Source organism: Aestuariivivens marinum (assembly GCF_022662175.1).
In the GTDB taxonomy this organism is placed as follows: Bacteria; Bacteroidota; Bacteroidia; order Flavobacteriales; family Flavobacteriaceae; genus Aestuariivivens; species Aestuariivivens marinum.
Genome location: NZ_JAKMCR010000001.1, coordinates 1,110,800 through 1,136,604, shown reverse-complemented (window position 1 = coordinate 1,136,604; position 25,805 = coordinate 1,110,800). Strand labels below are relative to the sequence as shown.

The 25,805-nt window shown below is 35.9% G+C and carries 22 protein-coding genes; 15 read left to right on the top strand and 7 right to left on the bottom strand.

Going from position 1 to position 25,805, the window contains the following annotated elements:
* Nucleotides 1-323: 323 nt before the first annotated feature.
* Nucleotides 324-4,712, bottom strand: coding sequence for a DNA polymerase III subunit alpha (dnaE, locus tag MR053_RS04900; RefSeq protein WP_242131325.1), 4,389 nt, complete (start codon nt 4,710-4,712; stop codon nt 324-326).
* A 338-nt stretch (nt 4,713-5,050) separates the two neighbouring features.
* Between dnaE and MR053_RS04895 the strand changes: the two genes are divergently transcribed.
* From MR053_RS04895 to MR053_RS04845, 11 genes are all read left to right on the top strand, one after another.
* A complete protein-coding gene (locus MR053_RS04895) occupies nt 5,051-6,238 on the top strand; it encodes a hypothetical protein (protein ID WP_242131324.1) in 1,188 nt (395 codons plus the stop codon).
* 119 nt (nt 6,239-6,357) lie between these two features.
* Nucleotides 6,358-6,732, top strand: coding sequence for a hypothetical protein (locus MR053_RS04890; RefSeq protein ID WP_242131323.1), 375 nt, complete (start codon nt 6,358-6,360; stop codon nt 6,730-6,732).
* Between the two features lie 16 nt (nt 6,733-6,748).
* Complete coding sequence (locus tag MR053_RS04885) at nt 6,749-7,657, top strand: DUF5777 family beta-barrel protein (RefSeq protein WP_242131322.1); 909 nt, start codon at nt 6,749-6,751, stop codon at nt 7,655-7,657.
* 6 nt (nt 7,658-7,663) lie between these two features.
* Complete coding sequence (locus MR053_RS04880) at nt 7,664-7,939, top strand: hypothetical protein (RefSeq protein WP_223552202.1); 276 nt, start codon at nt 7,664-7,666, stop codon at nt 7,937-7,939.
* A 17-nt stretch (nt 7,940-7,956) separates the two neighbouring features.
* Nucleotides 7,957-8,958 (top strand): 4Fe-4S dicluster domain-containing protein, encoded by a 1,002-nt coding sequence (locus tag MR053_RS04875; protein WP_242131321.1) that lies wholly within the window; start codon nt 7,957-7,959, stop codon nt 8,956-8,958.
* Nucleotides 8,959-8,960: 2 nt separating this feature from the next.
* Entirely contained in the window at nt 8,961-10,277 is a 1,317-nt protein-coding gene (gene nrfD, locus MR053_RS04870; RefSeq protein ID WP_242131320.1) for an NrfD/PsrC family molybdoenzyme membrane anchor subunit, read from the top strand.
* On the top strand, nt 10,274-11,146 hold the full coding sequence (locus tag MR053_RS04865; RefSeq protein ID WP_242131319.1) for a hypothetical protein: 873 nt from the start codon (nt 10,274-10,276) through the stop codon (nt 11,144-11,146). Before nrfD (MR053_RS04870) ends, MR053_RS04865 begins: the two co-directional genes overlap by 4 nt.
* 11 nt (nt 11,147-11,157) lie before the next feature.
* Nucleotides 11,158-11,556 carry a c-type cytochrome gene (locus MR053_RS04860; protein ID WP_242131318.1) on the top strand — a complete coding sequence of 133 codons (399 nt, stop codon included), beginning with the start codon at nt 11,158-11,160 and terminating at the stop codon, nt 11,554-11,556.
* A 191-nt stretch (nt 11,557-11,747) separates the two neighbouring features.
* Nucleotides 11,748-12,662 (top strand): 4Fe-4S dicluster domain-containing protein, encoded by a 915-nt coding sequence (locus MR053_RS04855; protein WP_242131317.1) that lies wholly within the window; start codon nt 11,748-11,750, stop codon nt 12,660-12,662.
* Complete coding sequence (gene nrfD / locus MR053_RS04850; protein ID WP_242131316.1) at nt 12,659-13,996, top strand: NrfD/PsrC family molybdoenzyme membrane anchor subunit; 1,338 nt, start codon at nt 12,659-12,661, stop codon at nt 13,994-13,996. The genes MR053_RS04855 and nrfD (MR053_RS04850) overlap by 4 nt, the downstream gene beginning before the upstream one ends.
* 3 nt (nt 13,997-13,999) lie before the next feature.
* A complete protein-coding gene (locus tag MR053_RS04845; RefSeq protein WP_242131315.1) occupies nt 14,000-14,599 on the top strand; it encodes a hypothetical protein in 600 nt (199 codons plus the stop codon).
* Between the two features lie 285 nt (nt 14,600-14,884).
* Here MR053_RS04845 and MR053_RS04840 read toward each other — a convergent pair whose 3' ends face one another.
* Complete coding sequence (locus MR053_RS04840; protein ID WP_242131314.1) at nt 14,885-15,334, bottom strand: ferritin-like domain-containing protein; 450 nt, start codon at nt 15,332-15,334, stop codon at nt 14,885-14,887.
* Nucleotides 15,335-15,532: 198 nt separating this feature from the next.
* On the opposite strand from MR053_RS04840, the gene MR053_RS04835 reads away from it, so the two are divergent.
* The 3 genes from MR053_RS04835 to rimM all read left to right on the top strand — a co-directional run bounded on the left by MR053_RS04835 (nt 15,533) and on the right by rimM (nt 17,815).
* Nucleotides 15,533-16,594, top strand: coding sequence for a lactonase family protein (locus tag MR053_RS04835; protein WP_242131313.1), 1,062 nt, complete (start codon nt 15,533-15,535; stop codon nt 16,592-16,594).
* A gap of 111 nt (nt 16,595-16,705) precedes the next feature.
* On the top strand, nt 16,706-17,224 hold the full coding sequence (locus MR053_RS04830; protein WP_242131312.1) for a 30S ribosomal protein S16: 519 nt from the start codon (nt 16,706-16,708) through the stop codon (nt 17,222-17,224).
* A gap of 66 nt (nt 17,225-17,290) precedes the next feature.
* Nucleotides 17,291-17,815: a ribosome maturation factor RimM gene (gene rimM / locus MR053_RS04825; RefSeq protein WP_242131311.1), complete on the top strand. Its 525-nt coding sequence runs from the start codon at nt 17,291-17,293 to the stop codon at nt 17,813-17,815.
* Nucleotide 17,816: 1 nt separating this feature from the next.
* On the opposite strand, the gene MR053_RS04820 is transcribed toward rimM, so the two are convergent.
* Entirely contained in the window at nt 17,817-18,281 is a 465-nt protein-coding gene (locus tag MR053_RS04820) for a DUF2383 domain-containing protein (protein ID WP_242131310.1), read from the bottom strand.
* 167 nt (nt 18,282-18,448) lie between these two features.
* Here MR053_RS04820 and MR053_RS04815 point away from each other — a divergent pair, with 167 nt between their 5' ends.
* Nucleotides 18,449-19,168 (top strand): tRNA1(Val) (adenine(37)-N6)-methyltransferase, encoded by a 720-nt coding sequence (locus MR053_RS04815; protein WP_242131309.1) that lies wholly within the window; start codon nt 18,449-18,451, stop codon nt 19,166-19,168.
* A 4-nt stretch (nt 19,169-19,172) separates the two neighbouring features.
* Here MR053_RS04815 and MR053_RS04810 read toward each other — a convergent pair whose 3' ends face one another.
* Genes MR053_RS04810 through MR053_RS04795 form a run of 4 tightly spaced genes read right to left on the bottom strand, consistent with a single transcriptional unit; the run spans nt 19,173 to nt 25,667 of the window.
* Nucleotides 19,173-20,549 carry a c-type cytochrome domain-containing protein gene (locus MR053_RS04810; protein ID WP_242131308.1) on the bottom strand — a complete coding sequence of 459 codons (1,377 nt, stop codon included), beginning with the start codon at nt 20,547-20,549 and terminating at the stop codon, nt 19,173-19,175.
* A gap of 27 nt (nt 20,550-20,576) precedes the next feature.
* Nucleotides 20,577-21,485 (bottom strand): sugar phosphate isomerase/epimerase family protein, encoded by a 909-nt coding sequence (locus tag MR053_RS04805; protein WP_242131307.1) that lies wholly within the window; start codon nt 21,483-21,485, stop codon nt 20,577-20,579.
* Between the two features lie 8 nt (nt 21,486-21,493).
* Nucleotides 21,494-22,963: a DUF1501 domain-containing protein gene (locus MR053_RS04800; protein WP_242131306.1), complete on the bottom strand. Its 1,470-nt coding sequence runs from the start codon at nt 22,961-22,963 to the stop codon at nt 21,494-21,496.
* A 10-nt stretch (nt 22,964-22,973) separates the two neighbouring features.
* Entirely contained in the window at nt 22,974-25,667 is a 2,694-nt protein-coding gene (locus MR053_RS04795; protein WP_242131305.1) for a DUF1553 domain-containing protein, read from the bottom strand.
* Between the last annotated feature and the right edge of the window lie 138 nt (nt 25,668-25,805).

The window sequence follows — 25,805 nt, the reverse complement described above, 5'->3', positions numbered from 1 at the left end:
TTTGTTTTACTTATAGCTAAATTGTATTATTTTATTTTCTTGGGGCGCATAAACTAAGCTATCCATTATATCTATATATGAAGCGATCTCTACTAAAGGGTCCCAACTTTCCTAATTACAACTTACACTCTCAAAGTAATAAAACTTGACCTCTCCTTTGTTTCACAAAAAGGATGTTGCTACTATCCTTTGTAAAGTAATTACTTAATACGCAATAAAAACATTTAAAATACAAAAATCAGTATTCTAAAACTTCTGTATAAAACACCACAATTCTTTCAAACACATATTTATTATTAGGCATTTGAACTAAATACCAAATTTTAATTTAACTTAAAATGCACATGTTGTGCTTCCAGTTCATTGAGCAATTCTTGGCACACCTTTACTTTTTGCTTTCTGCTGGGCATAGTAAGTTTAATTTTCTCCTTGCTATCGTAAACCAAAAAGTTTAAAACCTGATTCCCAGGATGCATTTTAAGCAATTCATTTAACGCAGTAATGTTTTCGGCCTTTAAGTCATTAATATCTATTTGTATGGACAATTTTTTGGCATATTGCTCCATTACATCATGTAGCAACTGAAAATTATTGAACTGTAAGCGGGGATCACTTTTCTTTCCTGTATCCTTGTTCACCCAACCTTCACGTACAAAGGTTTTTACAAACACAAAATTGTTCTTCATTAAAAAGTGTCTAAATTTTAAATACTCTTCTCCAAAAATTCTAAACTCATAACTATCGGTGTAATCTTCAACGGTAAATAAAGCCCAACCCTTACCTTGTTTACTCACACGATGTTGCACATCGGTAACGACCCCTCCAAAAACCAATTCACGATTTACAAAAGGTTCAAGATTGTTGAACAAAGCTACTGTGGCATTACAAAACGTATTCATTTCTGTTTTAAAATCATCCAAAGGATGCCCAGAAATATAAATTCCAACCACTTCACGTTCTTTACCTAACTTCTCCATGGTCCCCCATTCTTCACAAGGTGGCACTTGAGGCTCAGCAATTTCTACACCAGTGGCATCACCAAACAAGCTCACTTGGGCCGAGTTTTCATTCTCCTGGTGTTTTGCCCCATACTTTATCGCCTTTTCCAAAAAAGTAATACCATCGCCATCATCATGAAAATATTGAGCACGATGGGTGTTTTTAAAACAATCAAATCCACCTGCTAAAGCCAAATTTTCAAAAGCTTTTTTATTGGCTGCCCGTAGATCAATACGCTTAGCTAAATCAAAAATAGATTTGTAATGACCTTCCTTTTTCCGGTTTTCCACAATGGTTTTAACAGCACCGTGCCCTACCCCTTTTATAGCTCCCATTCCAAAACGCACCGCATTGTCTTGGTTTACCGAAAACTTATAATAAGACTCATTAACATCGGGCCCCAAAACATTTAATTTCATACGCTTACACTCCTCCATAAAAAAGGTCACCTGTTTAATATCGTTCATATTGTTGGAAAGTACGGCTGCCATATATTCGGCAGGATAGTGTGCCTTTAAATAAGCCGTTTGGTAGGCGATCCATGCATAACAAGTAGAATGTGATTTATTGAATGCATAACTTGCAAAAGCTTCCCAGTCTTTCCAAACTTTCTCCAAAATTTTTGCGTCGTGCCCATTGGCACTAGCCTGTTCTATAAATTTAGGCTTCATCTTATCGAGTACTGCTATTTGCTTTTTCCCCATAGCCTTACGTAGTACATCGGCTTCACCTTTAGTAAAATCAGCTAATTTTTGAGACAATAACATCACCTGCTCTTGATACACTGTAATACCATAAGTTTCCTTAAGGTACTCTTCCATTGCTGGTAAATCGTACTCAATATCTTCGTCGCCATGTTTTCTGCGCACAAAACTAGGGATGTACTCCATAGGCCCAGGACGATATAGTGCATTCATGGCTATAAGGTCTTCAAATACAGTGGGCTTTAAATCGCGAAGGTGTTTTTGCATTCCGGGGGATTCATATTGAAACACTCCAACCGTTTCCCCTCGCTGGAAGAGTGCATAGGTTTTTTCATCGTCCAATGGAAAACTTTCAGGATCTAGCTGAATGCCATGTTTAGCCTTAACAATCTTTACAGTATCCTTTATTAAGGTTAAGGTCTTTAACCCCAAGAAATCCATCTTTAAGAGTCCAGCCGATTCCACCACCGAGTTATCAAACTGGGTGACATACAAATCAGAATCCTTGGCAGTTGCAACAGGAACGAATTTGGTAATATCATCTGGAGTAATAATGACACCACAGGCATGAATGCCCGTATTACGAACCGATCCTTCAAGTGTTCGTGCTGTATTGACCGTTTCAGCTTCTAAATCATCCCCCTCCGATATATTTAAAAGCTGATTGACCTTCTCTAAATCTTCTGCCCGGAACTTATTACTTAACTCTTTTTCATCCAACCCAAAAATCTTGTTAAGCTTGGACATGTTAGGTATAAGCTTGGCAATCCTATCGGCATCAAACAAAGGCAAATCCAATACCCGTGCCGTATCCCGTATGGAGGACTTAGCTGCCATAGTCCCATAGGTAATAATCTGCGCTACCTGATTGGCACCATACTTCTTAATTACGTATTCCATGACCCTGCCCCTACCTTCATCATCAAAATCGATATCGATATCGGGCATACTAATACGGTCCGGATTCAAGAAACGCTCAAAAAGCAAATCGTACTTTAAGGGATCTATATTGGTAATCCACAAACAATAGGCCACCACCGAACCTGCTGCAGAACCTCGCCCAGGGCCAACCGACACATTCATGTTTCGTGCTTCACGAATAAAGTCTTCTACAATTAAAAAGTACCCTGGATACCCTGTGTTTTTAATAACTTGAAGCTCGAAATCAATTCGCTCCCTAACCTCTTCTGAAAGTTCTTCACCATATCGCTTCTTAGCGCCTTTGTAAGTTATATGTCTTAAGTAGGCATTTTCACCACGCTTACCCCCATCCATCAAATCCTCCTCGTACTTAAATTCATCGGGAATATCAAAGGCAGGCAGCAATACATCGCGGGCCAGTTGATAGGCTTCTACCTTATCGACAATCTCCTGAATATTAAAAACGGCTTCGGGAATATCCCGAAACAGTTGCTTCATCTCCTCCGAAGACTTAAAATAATACTCTTGATTGGGTAGACCGTAGCGGTATCCTCGACCACGACCAATAGGTGTCGCCTGTTTTTCTCCGTCTTTAACACAGAGTAAAATATCATGTGCATTGGCATCATCCTTCTTTTGATAATAAGTATTGTTGGTGGCTACCAGCTTAACATCATGCTTTCTCGCCAATTCAATTAGAGTCGGATTAACCCGATCTTCATCCTCTTGGTCGTGACGCATAAGCTCAACATAGAGATCGTCCCCAAACTCTGCTTTCCACCACAACAGAGCTTCTTCTGCTTGACTTTCACCTACATTTAACACTTTACTGGGAACCTCTCCATACAAATTCCCTGTAAGCACAATTAAATCGTCTTTATATTGCTGAATCAGTTTTTTATCCACTCGAGGCACATAATAAAAACCATCCACAAACGCATGTGAAGATAGTTTCGCCAAATTGTGATAGCCATTCTTGTTTTTTGCCAACAACACGATTTGATAACCGTTATCCTTTCTAGTTTTATCCAAATGATTTTCACAAACAAAAAATTCGCACCCAACAATAGGTTTTATTAATTTTTTTTCTGAAGGTTCGCTATTAGTTTCAGCTGTTTCTATACTAGCTTTTATACTACTGTTCTGCCTATTTACAGCATTCACAAAATGAAATGCCCCCATCATATTGGCGTGATCGGTTAGAGCTACTGCCGGCATGTTATGTTCGGCCGCCGCCGAAACGATATCGGCCACACTCATGGTAGATTGCAAAACCGAAAACTGGGAATGGTTATGCAGGTGAACAAAATCGACCTCGGCCAAATCCGAAACATTCTGCTTAATTTCCTCTTTTGAAATCGCTGGTTCTTCCTGCTTATCTAAACGCTCTCGGATTTTAGCACTTTCCTGTTTTAAGTTGATGTGCTTTAAGCCAATAAGCTGAATGGTTTCTGGGTTAGCTTCAGTAAATTTTTCAAAATAATCGGCTTCAACATCCAGTTCTTCCTTAGTATACTCCCTTAAACGTACCAACTCCAAAAAGCAACGCGTGGTGGCTTCCACATCGGCAGTAGCGTTATGTGCTTCGGCAAATGGTTCATTAAATAAATATTCATGTAGTTCGGTAAGTGTCGGTAATTTAAACTTGCCGCCTCGACCTCCAGGTATTTTACACAGTTCGGCCGTATGCTCGGTACAGGTATCTAAAACAGGAAGTTCCTGCAACGGATTGGCCACATCGCCTCGCACAAACTCAGCTCCCATAATATTAAGGTCGAACTTAACATTTTGGCCTACTATAAACTTCGTCCTACTCAAAATAGCATTAAACTTCTCCAAGACCTCAGCCAAAGGCACACCCTGTTTTTGTGCCAACTCGGTTGAAATACCATGTACTTTTTCTGCATCATAAGGAATATTGAAGCCTTCAGGTTGAATTAAATAATCCTGATGGTCAATACAATTACCCATCTCATCGTGCAACTGCCAGGCTATTTGTACACATCGTGGCCAGTTATCTACATCTGTTATGGGCGCTTCCCATCGTTTTGGCAATCCAGTAGTTTCGGTATCGAAAATTAAATACATTCCGCAAGTTTATCTGTTGATGTGTTTATTCGTTTCGAGCAAAAACGAAGTGTATAAAAATACATAGATTTTCCACTTTATAAGAATGAAGTTATAAACAGTTGTAAACAGAATATAAACTACAATCATTTAACCATAACACCATAAAAACCTCTGCTAAAAACCTTTTAAAAAGTTTTATAATCCAGTGTAATTAAAAAGTAAATGCTCCCTTAACGTTAATTAAAAAAAAAGATGTTATCTTAATGCTTTTTTAGATCTAAAAATGACATTTGTCATAGTTTAGGGTACCATAACATTTTATTTTTGGTCATAATTATCATATAATAAATATCATCATGAAAAATTTAAAGCTCATCGTTAACTTGATTGTTGTCACATCTAGTTTAATGTTTTTCCAATGTACAAGTGATTACACCGCAATTCCAGGTCAAGATGGAGAGAACGGGACTAATGGTATCGACGGAGTTGATGGCATTGACGGCATTGACGGCGTTGGCACTCAAGTCTGTATAGATTGTCACTCTGATACCCACCGTAGTGGTATTTGGGATGCCTACTTAACTTCAAACCACGGTGGTGATCCGGCGTATTCTTATGAATCTTGGGATAGAGGCACCAGAGAAAGTTGTGCATCATGTCATAACAATGAAGGATTTATAGATTATATTGAAACCGGTGCTGTAGCGGTTGCAGATGCAAGTGGTAACTCATATGGAATCTCAAATCCACTATCATGTACTGGATGCCATGATTCCCACAGTTCATTTGATTTTGAAAACGATGGCAATGATATGGCCGTAAGAACTGCCGCGCCAGTTGACTTTAAAGTATTTGCTGAAGATCCCAATCTAGATGATTACATTTTAGATTATGGCAATGCCAGTAACCTATGTGCCAACTGCCACCAGCCAAGAAGAGGAACACCTACACCTGATGCCAATGGCAAATATATGAACACCAGTACACACTGGGGTCCTCACCACGGTCCACAAACGGCTTTATTGGAAGGTTTATTAGGAGCTTATACTACATTTACTTTAGTTGAGGCAATCCCTGCTGTTAAGCAAGCTAAGCATAGAACTGATACCGGTAGCTGTGTTGATTGCCACATGCGCCATACCACAGACGGTTCCTATGGACATAGTTGGAATCCTACCAGAAACAATTGTTCTGATTGCCACGGTGGTCCAGTCGAAGAATTAAAAGTGACCGGCTTAGAAGAAGACATGGATACCTTAGGCCATTTATTAGAGCAAGTGATTGGTCAAGCAATAGCTAGAGATGCTAATGGTGATTACCAACCTGTTTTTGAAGCTGATGGCGTGACGCCTGTGCCAGTTGTAGGAATTGTACATTACGATGCTGGTGATGATGCATGGCACCCTGTGCGAGGACTATTTGACTTAAAAGCTGCTGAAGCCGCCTGGAACTTCCTGTTTATTTTAGAAGATAGAAGTAAGGGTATCCACAATCCTGATTATGCAAAATCATTGATTAAAAATTCGATAGCTAACTTACAATAATATATTAGTTACAATAGTATGGCCCTAAGGACCATACTATTGTAACCCCTTTAATTGAGTAGGTATATCAATTTTATATAAAATTGAAGTTGACTATTTAAAGTTAAAAATTAATTAAAATGAAAAAACTATTTAAAATAGTTCTCGTTAGCATTATCCCGCTAGTCTTATTTTCATGTTATTACGATGAATTTCCTGAAGTTATAGAAGACGGTGATGTGGTTATCGATCCTGGAACTGACGTTTCGTTTAAAGATGATATTGCTCCTATATTTGTAACATATAATTGTACACAATGCCATGGTGCTTCCGGACAAAGTCCAGATTTAACAGCTGGGAACGAATATGCTTCTTTAATTTCGGGATATGTTGTCCCTAAAAATAGCAGCGCGAGCAAACTATACACTAAATTGGTAGATGGCCATAGAAATGTTGATGCTAATTCTATAGCCTTGATTAAAAAGTGGATTGATGATGGTGCCGAAAATAACTAACCTTAAAGATGTTACAATGAAAAAGTATAAAATATTACTGTTTGTCTTGTTAATTATTCCAGCTTTGTGCTTTTCACAAAAAAAGGCTAAAGACTCCATTGTTGAAAAACCTGCCCGGCCTGCTTTTGAAAGTGCCACATTAATTGATAATGCCTCTAACGTATTATTCAATAAAAACACTTTAGAAGTTATGATGCAACACAGGTTTGGGCTTATTGAAGAAAAAAATTCTTTAGCTGGAATTTATGGTGCGAATTCAAATATTAGGATTGCTTTGTCTTATGCTGTATTAGATTGGGTAACTGTAGGATACGGTATTACCAAAAAGAATAGAATAAGTGACTTTAGCTTAAAAGTTGGTTTATTAAAACAAACGCGATCTGGAAGTATGCCCGTAAGCATCAGTTATTTTGGAAATATGGCCATAGATGGACGCTCTTTTGATACTAAATACCCTAATGGAGATCCTATTCCTCCTGATGCCAATAACGGTCCATTTTTAATAAGACAAGACCGATATTCCTACTTCCACCAACTAATAATTGCTAAAAGGTTTAATTCAAACCTCTCACTGCAAATTGCTCCAAGTTTATCCCATTTTAATGTCGTTAATTATAACGACGTAAATTCCCGCAAAGAAAATGATAGACTTTCTATAGCCTTTGGTGGGCGATATAAGGTAAGCCCTCAAACAGCACTAATATGTGATATTAGCACCCCTATAACCAAGTTAAATGACAATAAATACAATATTACAGGGTTTAGTTTTGGTGCTGAGTTTTCTACATCAGCTCATGCCTTTCAAATATTTATCACCAACTTTAATGGCATATTACCTCAATATAACTACATGAAAAACACCAATGACTTTTTTAATGGAGGTGCTTTGATTGGTTTTAATATTACCCGTAATTATAATTTTTAAGATGTCATGAAAAATAAATTTGGTAAAGGAAATCAACTTTCAAGAAGAGGCTTTTTACCCATTTTAGGCGGTAGTTTATTATTGCCCTTTTTGGGAATGGGCAGTCAAAATAAGAGTTCTACTAAACCCCAAGATGAAGAAGAAGGGTATCAAACCTTATTAAAACCCGATGGTACTACCGTTAAGGTTAAGGTTAGTACAATAAAAGAATCTAAAATCATCAAGAAAGACATATCAAATAAATCCTTTCTTAAGTGGCTAGGAAAAAACAGTAATGTATAGTTGAAACTTCATTTGTTATGGAAGATAATAAAAAAAACTCCAGACGTAAATTTCTCGATAAGGGCCTTAAGTTAGGATTTGTATCTGCTATTGGAGGACTTGGGCTGTCCCATCTTTCTGAAAAATTAAGCGCTTCCAATAAAGACAACAGTGTCGAAAAATTAGAATTAATGACTACTGATGGCTCAATAATTCAAGTAGACGCTTCAGAAGTTGAGGAAGTAAAACACTCTGATCATCATGATACCAAATATAATGTACGTGAAGGAATTCCTAATCGTAAATTTGTTATGGTTATTGATTTGGCCAAATGTAAAAATGCCTTAAAATGTGTAAGTGCCTGCAATAAACATCACTATGTAACTGGTGAAAACGCCTGGCTAAAGGTTCATAAAATGCAAGAATCCAAAGATACAGCACCCTATTGGATGCCGAGGACCTGTATGCATTGTGATCAACCTGCCTGTGTTTCGGTTTGCCCAGTTGATGCTACCTTCAAAAGAAGGGATGGATTGGTTTTAATTGACAATGAGCGTTGTATTGGCTGTCGTTTCTGTATGGCGGCCTGTCCATACTCAATACGGGTGTTTAATTGGAGTGAACCCGAACAGGGTGAAATGAGTGAGATTACCCTCAATATGATGCATATGGGCCATGAGAATCCATCGATTGAATATGCCGGTGTTCCGAGCAGAAAAGGGACCCCAGATAAATGTGACTTTTGCCCTCACCAAATTAATGAAAATCAATTACCACATTGCGTCACAGCTTGTCCCAATGGTGTATTCTATTTTGGGGATAAATACGAAGATACTGTGACCAATGGTGAGGAAACACTGCGTCTTAGCAAATTGCTCAAAGATAAAGCAGGTTATAGATTATTGGAAGAATTGGGTACTGCACCAAGTGTTTACTACCTCCCTCCTGTAGATCGATTGGTCGATTTTGAGAAAGGCCTGGAAAACTATACCGAATTTGAATCGGTAGAAAAGCCAACATCTCCTGAAAAACCTGAATAATTATGAAAAATTACGATACGCTTCTAGAAAAATTAGCTCCTAGAAAATTTGGCAAAAGGGGCACTGTATGGATAATTTTTTTAATCATCATTATTATACTTGGGCTCATTGCTTATATCGATCAAGTAATAAATGGGCAGGTAGTGACCAATATGAGAGATTATGCGCTTTGGGGTATTTACATATCAAATTTCGTGTTTTTTGTGGCGACAAGTTTTGTAGGGTCTGTTACTGTGGCCGTTTTAAGATTAACAAATAATACTTGGAGAACTCCTTTAGTTAGAATTGCTGAAATTATTACGTTTGCATCTATTGTGATGGCTGGCTTGACCATCATGATAGATATGGGACGCCCTGATAGATTGTTAAACCTTTTTATTCACGCAAGATTACAATCTCCAATTACTTGGGATGTTATTATTATTCCAACAACCATCGCCTTAAGTTTTCTCTTATTATATTTTCCACTATTACCCGATTTGGCAATACTTAAAAAATTCTATGAGAAGACAAAACCTAAATTTAGCAAATGGTATGGAAAACTTTCTTTAAACTGGACAGGGAGTAAAAGTCAAAAATCAATACAAGAAAAATCTATTAAAATAATTGCTGTATTAATTATCCCTGTTAGTATTATTTTACAAACTATAGATGCCTGGTTATTTTCTACCACTTATAGAATTGGTTGGGATAGCACCAATATGGGAGCCTATTTTATTTCAGGAGCTTTTGTTGCTGGGTTAGGCGCATTAGTTACTATGGTTTACATCATTAGGAGAGTAAGAGGCCTAGACGACTATATTACAGACTATCATTTTGATAAACTAGGTAAATTCTTGGCATTAGCATGTCTTACTTACCTCTACTTTAACATTAATGAGTATTTAATTCCAATATTTACGGCTCCAGTTGAAGAAGACATCCACTTAAGTGCCTTGGTTTCTGGAGAATGGGCCCCATTATTTTGGTTCTCACAAATAGTTGGTTTGCTGTTACCTTTGGTTATTTTATTGTTTAAGAAAGGACGAAAGCCCATTTCAATGCTTTTTGTAGGCTTAATGGTCGTTGTTGGTTCGTGGTGGAAACGTTACATTATTGTGATACCAACATTATTACATCCTTTTTTACCTATTGAAGGTGTTCCAGAATCATGGCATCATTATTTCCCAAGTGCCCATGAATGGATAATCACTTTTGCAACTTTAGCCATGGCTTTATTAATTATTACGTTATTCGTTCGTTATTTGCCCGTAATACCTATTCAACGGACTGCAGACGAAAAGGACATGACTTTAAATAAAAAAAATCCAGAATCATGAAAAATATGCTAAAATATCCTTTTGTTTTTCTAGTATTCATCGGAATGTTTTTATCATCTTCAAGGCTACATTCAGTTTATGCCCAAAGCGCTAAAAAAAATGCCGTGAGATTAAAAATAGACTACACTAAGATCATGGATAGTGTGTCCTATTTCAATATAAAAGCATTTTCACGAGTAAATCGAGAAAATGTAGATGTCTCTAACATCGATTTATCTGTTTTCAATGAAATAGACGACGAAAAGACCCTATTGGGAACTGTTAAAACAAATATGCATGGTGTATGTAAATTTGTTTTAAAAAATTTCGATTCGATAAAATCCGACTCAACTAATACTTACAATTTTGTTGTGTCTTTTAAAGGAGATGACTCATACAAAAAAACTTCAAAAAGCATTAGCTTTAAAGATGCCAGTATTATAACAAAATTAATATCAAAAGATAGCATCAATTATATAAGTGCCATACTAAAAGAAACTAAAACAGACAGCGTATTGAGCGACCAATTGCTTAATGTTCAAATCCAAAGATTGTTTAAACCTTTAAAAATTGGTAAAGAATTTAATATGACTGACAAAAATGGATCAATTATTGCAGTAATTGATAATGACATTCCTGGTATTAATGGAAATTTGATTATTGAAGTTGTATTGAGCGATAGTGAAGAATATGGAACTGTAAAGGCACTTGTTAATGCACCTGTTGGTATACCTATAATAGAGGAATCTACGTTCGACGATAGAACGATGTGGTCGCCAAGAAACAAAACACCTTTATTTTTATTAATATTCCCTAACTTAATAATTTTTGGAATTTGGGGATTTATTATATATTTATTTATCAATTTATTTAAAATATCTAAATCTTAATTGTTTTAATTATGAAAGCATTAAAAACGTTAACACTTATTGGAGTTATTATATTTAGTTTATATTCTTTTACCTCCGTTTTTCAGGATGGCTGGAATATTCCAGAAGAATATGTCAATATGAAAAACCCAACCAATCCTGATGAGGACCTTGCCATAGGCAAATCGTTGTACTCTAAACATTGTAAATCTTGCCATGGTAATGAGGGATACGGTGACGGCCCTAAAGCAGCAGAAATGAATGGAGACTTAGGCGACTTTTCCAGTGAAGAGTTCCAAGAACAAACAGATGGTGTACTTTTCTATAAAACATCATTTGGAAAAGATGATATGCCTGAATACACAAAAAAAATTCCTGACGATGAGGACAGATGGCTAATAGTAAATTATATGAGAACATTGGCCGAATAATTTTTTTGCTTCAATTTAAAAAAACCGAACATTTTGTTCGGTTTTTTTTATTACTTAAGTTTTAAATCAATTGCTCTATGCATTTCACTAAAGAGCTAAGAGTCAAACATGACATAAGTCATTAAATTTTAGGTTTTTACACCTTATCTTTAGTTTTCTACAAGATTGTTTGTTTAATTCAAATATTGATTATGGAAGACAATAATCCAAGATCGGACTCCAGAAGAAAGTTTTTAAAAAAACTATCAACCGGAAGTGTTCTTGCTGCAACTGGGTTGGCTTTTAACCCCCTTTCATCCTGCAAGGATAAATCAACTAAAAAAACCACCTTATTAACTCCTGATGGTAAACTTGTTCAAGTGCCAAATTCTGAAATTGAAGCCATGGAACACTTATATCATGGGGCACCTCCTGAAGAAGCGCGTAAAGGAATTCCCGGAAAAAAGTTTGTCATGGTTGTCGATTTAAGTAAATGTAAGAATGCAAGAAAATGTATTCAGGCCTGTGACAAACATCACAATTTAACACCAGATCGACCTTATATAAAGGTTCTTGAAATGAAAGACAATGAAGGGTCTTCACCTTATTGGTTGCCAAAAAAATGCTTCCAGTGTGATAATCCTCCTTGTGTGAAAGTTTGTCCAGTTGGAGCTACATTTAAGCGCTCAGACGGTATTGTACTCATCGATAACGAGCGTTGTATAGGTTGTCGATTTTGTATGGCAGCCTGCCCTTATTCTGCAAGGGTATTCAATTGGGGTAACCCTCCCGAAGGCAAGTTAAACCTTCCATATTCACCAGAAACGAGTCTGCCAAGTAAACAGGGTACGGTGGCTAAATGCGACTTTTGTCCCGATATGCTACGTCAAGACAAACTACCACATTGTGTTACCTCGTGCCCAAATGGTGTAATCTATTTTGGAAATGAGCTTGAAGACGCCGTAACAAACGGAGAAGAGACTGTTAGGCTAAGTACACTTTTAAGAGATAAAGCAGGTTACCGATATATGGAAGAACTTGGAACAAAACCCAGAGTTTATTATTTACCGCCCGTTGATCGACTCTTCCCTTTTGAAAAAGAAAATTCTGAAAACAGTGCGTCATGAATACGAAAATAGAACATAATCAAGAATTTAACGATAGAAGAGAAAAAGATCTTTTAAGACATATATTAAAAACTTCTTGGCGTTATAAACTATGGATAGCGTTTTTAATTCTTGTTATTTTAATAGGAATGTATGGTTATTATAGACAGTTAAAATATGGTTTGGTCGTCACCGCAATGAGAGATTACACCTCTTGGGGCATTTATATTTCCAATTTTGTTTTCTTCGTCGCAATTAGCCTGGTAGGTTCTCTTTTTAGTTCCATATTAAAGCTTAACAAAAATGAATGGTCTAAACCACTTACAAGAATTTCGGAGATTATTGCAGTATCTGCTATTATATGCGCTATTGTAATAATAATTGTGGATATGGGTAGACCAGATAGGTTCTTTTATGTTATCAGATATTTAAGAATTCAGTCGCCAATTATATGGGATGTTATTATTATCTCAACATATTTGGTAATAAGTTTAATATTACTTTATATTTCTTTGCTTCCTGATCTTGCTCTCTGTCGTGATCGATTAAAAGCAATTCCAAATTGGAAAAAGAAATTATACAGAGTTTTGGCCATTAATTGGCAAAACGATCCAAGACAAGTGACCATGCTTCAAAAGGTGACTAAAATTTTAGCCATTTCTGTTCTACCAGTAGCATTTGCTATTCACACCGTAACCTCATGGCTGTTTGCTACAACATGGCGCCCTGGGTGGGATAGCACTAACTTGGGGCCCTACTTCGTTTCAGGTGCATTTATGGCAGGTGCAGCGGCCATTATTATAGCCATGTACTTTATAAGAAAGTCCATTAATCTTAAGGCTTATATTACAGAAGCCCATTTTGATAAAATGGGTAAACTTTTAGTTTTATTATCATTGGTATACCTGTACTTTAACATTAACGAATATTTAGGGCCAGCATTTAAAATGGTTGGTGTAGAGGGAGAACACATAACGGAGTTATTTGTTGGCAATTATGCTCCTATGTATTGGTTTGTTCAATTGGGGGGCCTCGTTTTTCCTATTGTATTATTACTTTTTAAAGGCATGCGCAGGTCCTTGCCAATATTTATAATCTCAATATTTATAATATTAGGGGCCTGGTTTAAACGTTTTTTAATTGTAATACCATCTTTACAACATCCTTATTTACCAATACAAGGGGTAGATGAATCGTACTTACACTATAATCCAACATGGGAAGAATGGACTATTACTTTTGCATCATTTGCTTGGTTTTTATTAATTATTACGGTCCTTATCAAACTATTTCCTGTAATACCCATACAAAAGCATGAACACCTTTCAAAACGTCACCCAATACTAAATTTTTAAAATATGAAAACAGCGATTTATAACATTAGTTGGGTTTTAAGAATATCGTATTCAGTCTTATTTGTTTTTTTAAACTTTTATACGGTATCAGGCCAAGAGAATGGCACTATGGAAGATGCAAAAATAGCATTGTCGTTTAATGAAGAAGCCGACTCCAAAATCATAATTGCCACGGCAACCAATTTTAACAACGACCCAATAGAAGACCTTGAGCTATATTTTTACGTAAAAAGAACCTTTAGTAATCTGCCAATTGGTGATATATTTAATGTCACTGACGAAACAGGAACAGTTAAAATTGAGTTTCCAAATGATCTTCCGGGTGATTCAGAAGGTAATGTCACCATTTTGGTTAAAATTATAGATTCTGATCTTTACAATGACCAAACTATTGAAACCATTAAAAAGTGGGGGGTCCCATCACCTTCGCCAGATCAATTAGACGAAAAGAGATCTCTCTGGGCCGCAGCAGCAAATGCTCCAATCCCACTTATTCTTATCATTAGTGCATTAATTTTTTCTATTTGGTTTATCATCTTTTATATTATATATACATTATTTAAAATAAGTAAAATAGAAATCATAAAGTCAAAACCATACTAAACAAATTCAAAAAATACCACATATAGACCTAACCGTTCCAAGTAGTATTATAAAAAACTTAGTATCTAATAACATATTAATATGTTATTAGATACTATTTCTATTGGATTGTTAGAAACAAAGACCAAATGATATACGCAATCGATAATAATTGCCCGTATATACAAGCATAGAATTGATAAAAAACAGTTTCAAATGGAAGACCAGTAAATTATCTTTATAATATAATTAATAACAAGGCGCAACTCAAAAAGGTTGCGCCTTATTATATAATTATGATTACTATTAGGACACCAATTCTTCTTTAACTTTTGCCGTGTTAATTGCTGCTTGAATAGCACTTTTATGCTTAAACAACATGGTATCAACGCTTGGCGGCAATGTTCTATCTTTTAATACTTCAAGATATTCTTCCAAACTATCTTCTTCGCCTCTGATGGCTTCTTCCAAAATGGCTTCTTCATCGTTGGAGGAGAATAAAGCCTTAAGGCTAGTCCAATTTCTATGAACAATCCCTTTAAAACTCCCTGAGTCTTTTGGCTCTTCACCATAGCGAAGAATCTCTGTTCTTAATTCTTTGGCAAATTCACTTCTTTCTGTAGCGCGTCTTTTAAAGAATATTTTTAAGTCTGGACTATCGACTGTTTCAGCCGCATTTAAATACCCCTTTTCAGCATCATAGTTTTTTACTAATAATTCATTTAATTTGTTTGAAATTTTCTCTGTAAACTTCATAATATCATTTTCATTTTAAATTTCAATATTTTTTTTAAAGATGCGTATTGTTTCACATCTGCACCAATAATATAGGGTTGTAAACAGGTTTTGTCAAACCCTTTAACAAAGTTTAATAATGCTTTAGGGGAATATTAACACCTTAGGCTTCAATTTATGTTAATTTATCATAAATTAGATTTTTAAATTTTAAGACTCATGAAGATCAACTATTTTTTAATCGCACTTACCATTATACTTTCTTTTAGTTGTAAAAACAATTCTATTCCCTTATATATTGGCACATATACTGATGGCGAAAGTGAGGGTATTTACAGTTTTAAATTCAATATGGAAACAGGTGAACTGATCAACAAAACCCTAGTCGCCAAAACTGAAAACCCTTCGTTTATAACCTATGCCCCAAACAAAGATTACATATATGCTGTTAATGAAAATGAGAACGGCTCAGTATCGGCTTTTAAAGTGAATTCAAATTCGTTAACTCTATTAAATAAAGTTTCCAGTAAGGGGGCACACCCATGTCATATTTCTATTAATGAAACGGGAAACAAAGCCGTAGTTTCTAATTATTCAGGCGGTAACTTTTCCATATTCAACGTTAAAAATAATGGGGAATTAAGTGACGCTTTGCAAGTTTTGGAGCATAATACTGATAGTATTGTGTCGCATGCCCATTCTGCCCAATTTTTAGGTGATGACTTGTACGCTGCCGATTTAGGGAAAAATGGGGTTTACCAATACCAACTAGTAAATGGTACTTACAGAGAAGTTTCCTCATCGATTGTACCCATGCATCCTAATTCAGGACCAAGACATTTTGCTATAACAAAGGATGGCAATTTCATCTATATTATAAACGAACTATCCAGCACCATTACTTCAGGCAAAAAAACCAAAAGTGGTTTTGAACCTATTGAAACCCTTTCTACCCTAGCCCATGATTTTAATGGCGACAGCTATTGTGCCGACATTCACCTTTCTGCAGACGAACAATTTTTATACGGTTCGAACCGAGGAGAAAACTCCATTGTTGTGTTTAAAAGAGAGCCCTTAAATGGCACTCTTGAAAAAATCCAGAACACAAGTGTTCATGGCGATTGGCCCAGAAACTTTACCTTGGATCCTACAGGTAAATTTTTATTGGTTGCCAATCAACGCAGTCATAATATTACGGTGTTTAGCATAGACCAAACCAATGGAACACTTACCTTCTTGCAAGAGGTAAAGATGGATTCTCCAGTATGTTTGTTGTTTTAAATGAATTTTTGATTATTCAAGATAAAATAATAGTCTAAAAATTAAAAAAATACACTATCTTTGCGCCCTTATTAATAACCCGAGGTCGTGAACCTCAACTAATTAATTATTATGCCAGTAAAGATTAGATTACAAAGACACGGTAAAAAAGGAAAACCTTTTTACTGGATCGTTGCAGCAGATGCACGAGCAAAAAGAGATGGTAAGTACCTAGAGAAATTAGGCTCTTACAATCCAAACACTAACCCAGCAACAATTGACTTAAGTGTTGACGGTGCTGTAAAATGGTTGCAGAATGGTGCTCAACCAACAGACACCGCTAAAGCTATCCTTTCATACAAAGGAGCTTTATTAAAGAACCATTTAGCTGGAGGTGTTAAAAAAGGTGCTTTAACCGAAGAACAAGCTGAAGCAAAATTTAATGCTTGGTTAGAGGAAAAAGCCGCTAAAGTACAAGCTAAAGCCGACGGTTTATCAAAAGCTGATGCCAAGGCTAAAGCCGAAGCCTTAGCTGCGGAAAAAGCAGTAAACGAAGCTAGAATTGCTGCAGCTGCTCCAGTTGTTGAAGAGGAAGTTGCAGAAGTTGAAGCTCCTGCTGCTGAAACTGAAGCTACAAACGAAGAGGAATAAAAATTTATTTTTTATACTTTTAAAACTCCGATAGAACTATCGGAGTTTTTTGTACCCAAAAATGACATGCAAAAAGACGATTGTTTCTACCTAGGTAAAATAGTAAAAAAGTACAGCTTTAAAGGTGAAGTATTGGCCAAACTAGACACAGACCAACCCGAACTTTATGAGCACTTAGACGCCATTTTTTTAGACCTTCGCAACAATCTGATCCCCTTTTTTATTGAACATTCCCAATTACATAAATCGGAATTACTGCGTATAAAATTTGAAGATGTTGACTCTGAAGCTGATGCGGACGCCATCCTGAAAAGTGACTTATACTTACCTTTAGAATTGCTACCAAAACTAGAAGGCAATAAATTCTATTTTCATGAGGTTATTGGCTTTACCATAAACGATAAAAACTATGGTAATTTAGGTGTTATAAAATCCATTAACGACTCGACAGCCCAATCTCTTTTTGAAATTGATAATAACGGAAAGGAAATTTTAATCCCCATGAATGATGAATTCATTCTTGAAGTTAATAGGGAAACTAAAACTATTTTGGTTGAAACTCCCGAAGGGTTAATCGACTTGTACTTGTAAGTTAAGCTACTAACGCTTCTTTAGCTTTTATGGCATTCATGTTAACATGGAGCGCATCACGTTGACCCACCAATAATTTACATAAAGACAATGACAGGTTAATTTCCTGCAACAAACTATTATAGTTATCAATACTCCACTGCTTAATACTACATATTTGATCTAATAGTTCTGTTTCTCTATTATCATTAAGCATGGGTCTAATATTCTTCCATAAAATATAATACCTGCTGCTTAATCGGTTTAACTTATCGAAGTTTTTGGGTTCACCTCCAAGCTTAATAATTTGTTTACGCAACCCTCTTCCAAATTCATTTCTTTCAAAAGCGCGTTCTCTAAAAAAAGTTTTCAATCTTTTATCGTTAACGATTTCAACAGAATCTAAATAAATCTTTTCAATCTCGAAATTCATTTCCAATAAATTATTAATCTTAATAATGACTTTTTCTGATTGCTTCACCTTCATTTTTTACTTTTTTTTAATCCATTTACGTAAATATAACTTAAAACAGATTTGCAAATTATAAATTTTAACATAGTTTAATAACATATTTTTCAACATTTTAAGATATGGCATACTAATCTTAATAATACACACTATAAATTAATACTTTTGGCATCTAAAAATGTAGAATGTCCGACAACCCTTTTGTTTTTAAAAAATTCACCGTTAACCAAGATCGATGCGCTATGAAAGTGGGCACCGATGGCGTTCTATTAGGCGCATGGAGCCCAGTACACCATCAACCTTTATCAATTTTAGATATAGGTTCAGGAACAGGCATTGTTGCCTTAATGATGGCGCAACGCAGCAATGCTCAATTAATAGACGCTATTGAGATTGACAACAATACTTTTGAACAGTGTGTCGATAATTTTGAACAGTCACCATGGAACAACAAATTGTTTTGCTACCATGCATCTTTGGAAGCATTCGTTAATGAAATTGACGATCAATACGATCTTATTGTTTCGAATCCACCATTTTATACCGAAGATTTTAAAACAAATAATACGCAGAGGGATACGGCACGATTTCAAGATGCTATGCCCTTTGACCACTTGATTGATGGTGTTTCTAAATTGCTTTCTGAAAATGGTTTGTTTTCAGTAGTTATTCCTTTTAAAGAGGAAAACCACTTTGTTGAACTGGCATCTAAAACTGGATTATTCCCAAAACATTTTCTACATGTTAAAGGCAACCCTAATTCAGAAATTAAACGAAGTTTAATAGCCTTTTCGTTTGATGAAAGTGCACCAATTAACAAGGATATTTTAATTATAGAAACCGATCGCCACCAATATACCGAAGACTATATTAATCTTACCAAAGATTTTTATTTGAACATGTAGATTTTTAAATCCCTGAAACTATTTCGGTTTGCTTAAGGTTAGCCCTAATACTTTTTAACCCTTCATCTGATAAATTCGTTTTCCATAAATACAGTTTTTGAAGGGATGTTAGTTTAGTGAAAGACGCTATACTAGCATCACTTATTGGATTACCATAAAGATTGAGGTATTCTAAATACCTTAAATTTTCCAACTGCTTTACATCTGTATTAGAGAAATTTGTATTACTTGCCCTGAACTCTACAAGATGCTTAAATCCCCCAATTTTAGAGATTACCTCTTTACTTAGATCTATTCCTGACAGATTTAACCAAACCACATTAGTTTTTGCCTTTAAAAGCACATCCATTTTTTTACCCGTAAGAAGTGTTTTGGTATAAGGAGAGTAACTAACATCCAATAGTGTACTATTATTTGTTACTGTTTTAATTTTAAATCCTTCGGCTTTTATTGATGCAATAATTGTATCATGAACCCTTTGCAGTTCTAAACTTTCTATAAAAGTTTTCTCCAGACCTATACCTACTTCCTTTAAATAACCTTTAGTTCGATCGGTAAGGTTTAGTTCTACAATTTTTTTTTCAAAAGTGGCACCTTCTTCAATCCACCATTGTATCAACATGGTTTCTTCGTTTGTAAGTGGTGTCCGCCCTTCAGTTGGCATAAAATCTTTATGTATTGGGTTTAAGGTTATACGCCTAAAGAGTTCACTTGCCTTGACATCTCCTGGAACAATCACCGCACCATTTTCTCCACCTTTCATTATCCCTTCAGCATCTACTAACAGTAATTCTCCCTTGGCTTTGTCACTGTTATGGCACACATTACATTTTGATTCTAAAATAGGATGGATTACATCTTCATACACTAAGGCTTCCTCTAAATCTGTTACCCGTTCCCTAACAGGTTTCATGCCTACAAGTGTCCTAATAGAATTTGGAGCATGTTCAAGCAGATAATCTGACCCATGTGTTAATTTACCTCCATTGTGTCCCGCAACAAAAAGCAATCCCACAATAAGAATAATCAATATTGGATAACTCTTTTTAGCCCATAATACCAAAGCTTGTTTTCTTTTTACATAAAACAAGACAAAACTAACTAAGGTCAGGGATATACCTGTCCATTTATGAATATTTAAAGTAGACTCGTTGTACCCTCCATCTGAGGCTAACATCAAACCTAAGATAACGGACAAAACTCCCGATAAAGCTGCAAATAGAAACGCATAGCTAATGGCTAAATTGAAATCTGTTTTTTTCTTTATTGAGATGAGTTCAAAACATATAGCTAACACAATAAACCCGATAGGTAAATGTACAAGCATGGTATGAAATCTTCCAAAAAACTGATAGATATTTGTCTCTAAAAAAAGTGTCATATCCAAATTAATATACTATTAAAGAGATTACAAATATCTTTTACGCCATTCATGCATCATATGCACATTAATAGCCCATTGGTCTGCTAATGGTTGTTGTGTATATGGCATAGACCACAGATAGTTGGCAGGTCCGAACTCTGTAGTCATTGTTAATGGTTCCCCGGCTTCTTTTTTATAATTTACTACCTTATCCCACCAAACATAATGTGCATTAACAGCTCTTTGCCATTCTGGTGCTCTTGGCTCACTTACTTGAGGCCCTTCCTCATGTCCAATTCGTGAATGAATATGACAAGTACGTTTCAATGCTTTTTCAACAGTTTCTTTTTGGTTTTCTAATAAGCTTTCTGCCACAACACACCAATGTGAAATATCTAGGGTTAATTTAAGCTCTTTGATGGCATCTATAAAACGCTCACATATATGAGGGGCAAATAGTATACGCCCACGATGTGTTTCTTGATATACAGGTACTCCCGAACGCTTTGATTCATTAATTGCAAATTCTATTAGCTCCTTACTTTCTTCAAAAGTAAAAAAGTCCTTCCCTGCGTGACAATTTATAAAATCTGGTTTTCTGGAAATTACCTTACTTAAATTAGTTTTATAACTTTCTTTATGTAACATAAAATTGCCCCCATTACTCCCTGTCAAGGCTCCAAATTTTAAGTCGTATTTCTCTAAAGCCTCATATAGTATCTGTTCGTCTGCTTCATTATTGGGAAACCAATCCTCAATACCATCGTAACCTTCTTTTTTGGCTTCTTTACAAAACGCATCCATAGACCCTTTAAAACCCCATCGAGTTGCATAAATATTAAGTGAAAATCCTTTTTTTGGAAATGTGTTTTTTGGTAAATTCATACTCCTTAAAACCAATCCCGCTCCTGCTGCACTGGCTGTTGTTAAAAACTGACGTCTAGTTTGCTTCATCTGTAGCTTTATATAAGTAAATCTTTAATTACACGACCATGCACATCGGTAAGCCTAAAGTCCCTACCCTGAAAATTATAAGTAAACTTTTCATGGTTTATTCCCAACTGATTTAATATGGTAGCCTGCAAATCATGAATATGAACTCTATCCTTTATTCCATAATATCCTATTTCATCAGTTTCTCCATAAGAAATACCACCTTTGATTCCACCGCCTGCCATCCAAATACTATAAGCTTCTGTATGATGGTCCCTCCCATAATAAGGCATAACACGTCCTCCTCTGTTCTCACGCATGGGGGTTCTACCAAACTCTCCACCCCATATCACTAAGGTGTCGTCTAAAAGTCCTCGCTGTTTTAAATCTTTTATTAGAGCTGTCATTGGTTGGTCTACCTCTTCACATTTCGATTTCAATCCTTCATTTAAAGACGTTGCTTTACTATCACCATGCATATCCCATCCCCAGTGATATAACTGAACAAAGCGAACACCCTGTTCGACCAAACGTCTTGCCAACAAACAATTATTTGCAAATGATGCTCCACTTTGCTTTGCTCCGTACATTTCACGTATATATTCAGGCTCCTTGGAAATATCCATAACCTCGGGCACAGATACCTGCATTTTAAAAGCCATTTCATATTGGGCAATACGGGAAAGTGTTTCGTCATCATTAAACTCCTTGTATTGACTTTTATTAATTTCGTTTATCGCCTGTAATGATTTTTTACGAATATCCCGACTCATGCCATTGGGGTTGGATACATAGAGAATAGGATCGCCTGAATTTCGACATTGAACACCTTGATATTCCGATGGTAAAAATCCACTGCCCCAGGCGTTCTTACCTGCACTCGGATTTTTTCCTCCAGAAACCAATACCATATACCCAGGTAAATTTTCATTTTCCGATCCCAAACCATAAGTTACCCAGGCACCAATACTAGGCCTTCCAGATCTAGCACTTCCTGTTTGCAATAAAAGTTGTGCTGGAGCATGGTTAAATTCATCCGTATGCATTGATTTTACAATAGCCACATCGTCAACTATTTCACTAAAATGTGGTAAAGCATCCGATATAAAAGTTCCAGACTGTCCATACTGTTTGAAATCGAATTGAGGCCCTAACATTTTGGGGACTCCCTGTATAAACGCAAAACGTTTACCCTTCAAAAGTGATTCTGGGCAATCCAATCCGTGAAGCTTTTGCAAATCAGGCTTATAGTCAAATAACTCTAACTGTGAAGGGGCTCCGGCCATGTGCAAATAGATGACCCGTTTGGCCTTAGGCAAAAAATGTGGAACGCCTACAGGGTCTAAACTTTTTGCGGCACCATTACTACCAAAGACATATTGGGGCCCCATTAGTGAGGCCAATGCAATCCCCCCTAATCCCGTACCACACTTTTTAAGGAAATGCCTCCGTGTGGTAAACTCTAAGTTTTTCTTTCGTGCTTCGTTGTATAAATCCATAGGGTAACCTTTAACTTTTTACAATAAATTCATCCATGTTCATTAAAACATTCATTATCACAGTTAGAGAGGCCAATTCTAAATCATCAGAATTCACTAACTGCCTGGCTTCATCGTTATGGATTTTGTAATAAGCGTTAGTGTCTTCAAATAGTTTTAACAATATTTCAGACTTTTCCGGACTTATTCTTTTTCCCATTACCTTCTTATAAGCAGTTTCAACTTTAAGCTTACTATCCCCTTCTATAGCATCAATTTGTTCTGCTAATTTTATGGCCGCTTCAAAATAAACTGGATCGTTTAAAGTTACCAATGCTTGTATAGGTGTATTGGTATTAATTCTTCTGGACAAACAGGTTTCCCTTTCGGATGAATCAAAACTTATAAATGAAGGATAAGGACTCGACCTCCTTAAGTAAGTATATAACCCTCGCCGATAAGCATCTTCTTTTGGACTTGTTTTCCAAATATCATCACTATAAACAACTGTCCAAACACCCTCTGGTTGGTACGGCATGACACTCGGCCCATACATTTTATCACTTAACAATCCTGATACGGCTAATGCCTGATCTCTAATTTGCTCGGCTGACAATCTAACCCGTGGACTTCTAGCCAACCATTGGTTTTGTGGATCTTTTTGCTTTGCTTCTTCACTAATCACAGCACTTTGTTTATAGGTTTCCGAAAGCACTATATTACGAATTAATGTCTTCATACTCCATTGCCATTCATTAGAAAATTTAAGTGCCAACCAGTCCAATAATTCGGGGTGAGTTGGTTTCTCTCCAAGGGTTCCAAAATCTTCTGAAGTCAACACAATACCTCTTCCAAATAGTTTGGCCCAAAATCGATTAACAATCACTCTTCCCGTTAAATAATTATCGTCACTTACTAACCACTCTGCAAGATCCAAACGGTTCTTAAACAACCTATTGTTTACATTAAATAGCTTTGGAATACCCGCCTGAACTGTATCTCCCAACACCAACCAGTTTCCACGATCAAAAACTTGGGTTTGTCTACCAAAGTCTTTAGGTTTCTCAAATATAATTGGTGTTGATCGTATAAAATCAGCATTTAACAAAGCGTCTATTTTACCATAAATTACATTTGATGCCTCATCATTTGCAGGTAATTTATTCACTAACAAAAAACCATCTAAAGCGAATGAATAATTTTCTGCTTTGCTGTTAAATTGAAAATATAAATCAGCTGTTTTAACCCCACTAGTAAGCTTAGCAGGGAGATTTTCAAAACCATTAGACTTGTTCAATATAGCTTCACCAATAACCTCTCCATTGATACTATCTTTTGTTATCAATAATCTTCCTTTAACTTCGGTATGTTGACTGTAATTTATATAAACTCGATCGATATTACTTAGATCTACATTTCCAAGTTTTACATAAGCCCCATTATTAACTTCCATATAATCCTGTCCAGCTCTATTGTAATGTATTGTTTTGAATGTTTCATCAAAATCCTCTGGACGTAATTTAGGTTCTTGAATACGAATAAATGCCTCCCATTTATCAGCTTCTCCTTTTGATGAAACCTTAGTTATCCACTCTTTTACATCTTCAAGTTCGACCGTACTAATACTATCATACTCTCTATATATTGGGTGTTCCGTTGGTACATCCCAGTCTGCTGTATTATTAAAAAAGGCAAAAGAAGTATAATATTCTTTATGTTTTATGGGGTCATATGGGTGAGAGTGACATTGTACACAACTCATGGTTGTAGATTGCCACACTTCCCATGTGGTATTTACACGGTCTATTACCGATGATATTCTATACTCTTCATTATCGGTTCCTCCTTCTCCATTATTCAATGTATTTCTATGAAATGCAGTGGCTATATATTGATCCTTTGTTGGGTTAGGCAATAAATCTCCTGCCAATTGATCAATTGTGAACTGATCGAAAGGCATATCTTTATTAAAAGCCTTTATAACCCAATCTCGATATTGCCAAATTTCTCTTGCTCTATCAGCTTCGTAACCTTTAGAATCAGCATATCTGGCCAAATCTAACCACATACTCGACCAATGTTCTCCATATTTAGGAGATTGCAAAAGTGTTTCTACCAAGCTTTCGTAAGCTTCATCAGAAGGATTATTAATAAATTCATTAGCTTGCTCGTTTGTTGGAGGCACTCCTATTAAGTCTAAGTAAAGTCGACGCACTAAATCAGGTGCTTCAGCTCGATTACTTGGGAATAAGTTATGTGCTTTTATTTTGCTGAATACAAAATAGTCAATTTCATTAACACCCCAGCCCAAATCATCTAGAGCTACTTCTACTTTTTGTGGTTTTAAATAAGCCCAATGCTCTTGCCATTCTGCTCCCTGTTCAATCCACTTGGTTAGTATTTCTATTTCCCCTTTACTTAACGGTTCTCCTTCAAGAGGCATACGCATTTCAGGGTCTTTGTGAGTAATTCGAGAAATCATTTCACTCTTTTCCGGATGACCAGGAACAACACCTCTATGACCATTAATAGTTTTAGCCAAAGCATTTTCCCTAAAGACCAAACCAAATCCTCCAGACTGCTTAACCCCACCATGGCAACTTATGCAATTCTTATTGAGTATGGGTCGTACCTGAGCGTTGAAATCAATTTTATCTTGCTTGCAAGAAGTGACAAAAACTAATACCCAGTAAAAACCTATGGATTTAAAAAAAATCGTTTTCAAAAACTATTTAATTTTTAAATTATAAAATGATTTTGCAATAAATAGAACTCTTTGATTCTAAAAATACTCGAAATCGCCTAATAATAACACTTTTTTTACCACTCTTTAACTTGCTTTAATTAAATTTGAATACTATTG

Excerpts from the sequence above, each read along its gene's own strand:
- dnaE (WP_242131325.1), bottom strand. The coding sequence starts at position 4,712 with ATGTATTTAATTTTCGATACCGAAACTACTGGATTGCCAAAACGATGG.
- MR053_RS04895 (WP_242131324.1), top strand. The coding sequence starts at position 5,051 with ATGAAAAATTTAAAGCTCATCGTTAACTTGATTGTTGTCACATCTAGT.
- MR053_RS04890 (WP_242131323.1), top strand. The coding sequence starts at position 6,358 with ATGAAAAAACTATTTAAAATAGTTCTCGTTAGCATTATCCCGCTAGTC.
- MR053_RS04885 (WP_242131322.1), top strand. The coding sequence starts at position 6,749 with ATGAAAAAGTATAAAATATTACTGTTTGTCTTGTTAATTATTCCAGCT.
- MR053_RS04880 (WP_223552202.1), top strand. The coding sequence starts at position 7,664 with ATGAAAAATAAATTTGGTAAAGGAAATCAACTTTCAAGAAGAGGCTTT.
- MR053_RS04875 (WP_242131321.1), top strand. The coding sequence starts at position 7,957 with ATGGAAGATAATAAAAAAAACTCCAGACGTAAATTTCTCGATAAGGGC.
- nrfD (WP_242131320.1), top strand. The coding sequence starts at position 8,961 with ATGAAAAATTACGATACGCTTCTAGAAAAATTAGCTCCTAGAAAATTT.
- MR053_RS04865 (WP_242131319.1), top strand. The coding sequence starts at position 10,274 with ATGAAAAATATGCTAAAATATCCTTTTGTTTTTCTAGTATTCATCGGA.
- MR053_RS04860 (WP_242131318.1), top strand. The coding sequence starts at position 11,158 with ATGAAAGCATTAAAAACGTTAACACTTATTGGAGTTATTATATTTAGT.
- MR053_RS04855 (WP_242131317.1), top strand. The coding sequence starts at position 11,748 with ATGGAAGACAATAATCCAAGATCGGACTCCAGAAGAAAGTTTTTAAAA.
- nrfD (WP_242131316.1), top strand. The coding sequence starts at position 12,659 with ATGAATACGAAAATAGAACATAATCAAGAATTTAACGATAGAAGAGAA.
- MR053_RS04845 (WP_242131315.1), top strand. The coding sequence starts at position 14,000 with ATGAAAACAGCGATTTATAACATTAGTTGGGTTTTAAGAATATCGTAT.
- MR053_RS04840 (WP_242131314.1), bottom strand. The coding sequence starts at position 15,334 with ATGAAGTTTACAGAGAAAATTTCAAACAAATTAAATGAATTATTAGTA.
- MR053_RS04835 (WP_242131313.1), top strand. The coding sequence starts at position 15,533 with ATGAAGATCAACTATTTTTTAATCGCACTTACCATTATACTTTCTTTT.
- MR053_RS04830 (WP_242131312.1), top strand. The coding sequence starts at position 16,706 with ATGCCAGTAAAGATTAGATTACAAAGACACGGTAAAAAAGGAAAACCT.
- rimM (WP_242131311.1), top strand. The coding sequence starts at position 17,291 with ATGCAAAAAGACGATTGTTTCTACCTAGGTAAAATAGTAAAAAAGTAC.
- MR053_RS04820 (WP_242131310.1), bottom strand. The coding sequence starts at position 18,281 with ATGAAGGTGAAGCAATCAGAAAAAGTCATTATTAAGATTAATAATTTA.
- MR053_RS04815 (WP_242131309.1), top strand. The coding sequence starts at position 18,449 with ATGTCCGACAACCCTTTTGTTTTTAAAAAATTCACCGTTAACCAAGAT.
- MR053_RS04810 (WP_242131308.1), bottom strand. The coding sequence starts at position 20,549 with ATGACACTTTTTTTAGAGACAAATATCTATCAGTTTTTTGGAAGATTT.
- MR053_RS04805 (WP_242131307.1), bottom strand. The coding sequence starts at position 21,485 with ATGAAGCAAACTAGACGTCAGTTTTTAACAACAGCCAGTGCAGCAGGA.
- MR053_RS04800 (WP_242131306.1), bottom strand. The coding sequence starts at position 22,963 with ATGGATTTATACAACGAAGCACGAAAGAAAAACTTAGAGTTTACCACA.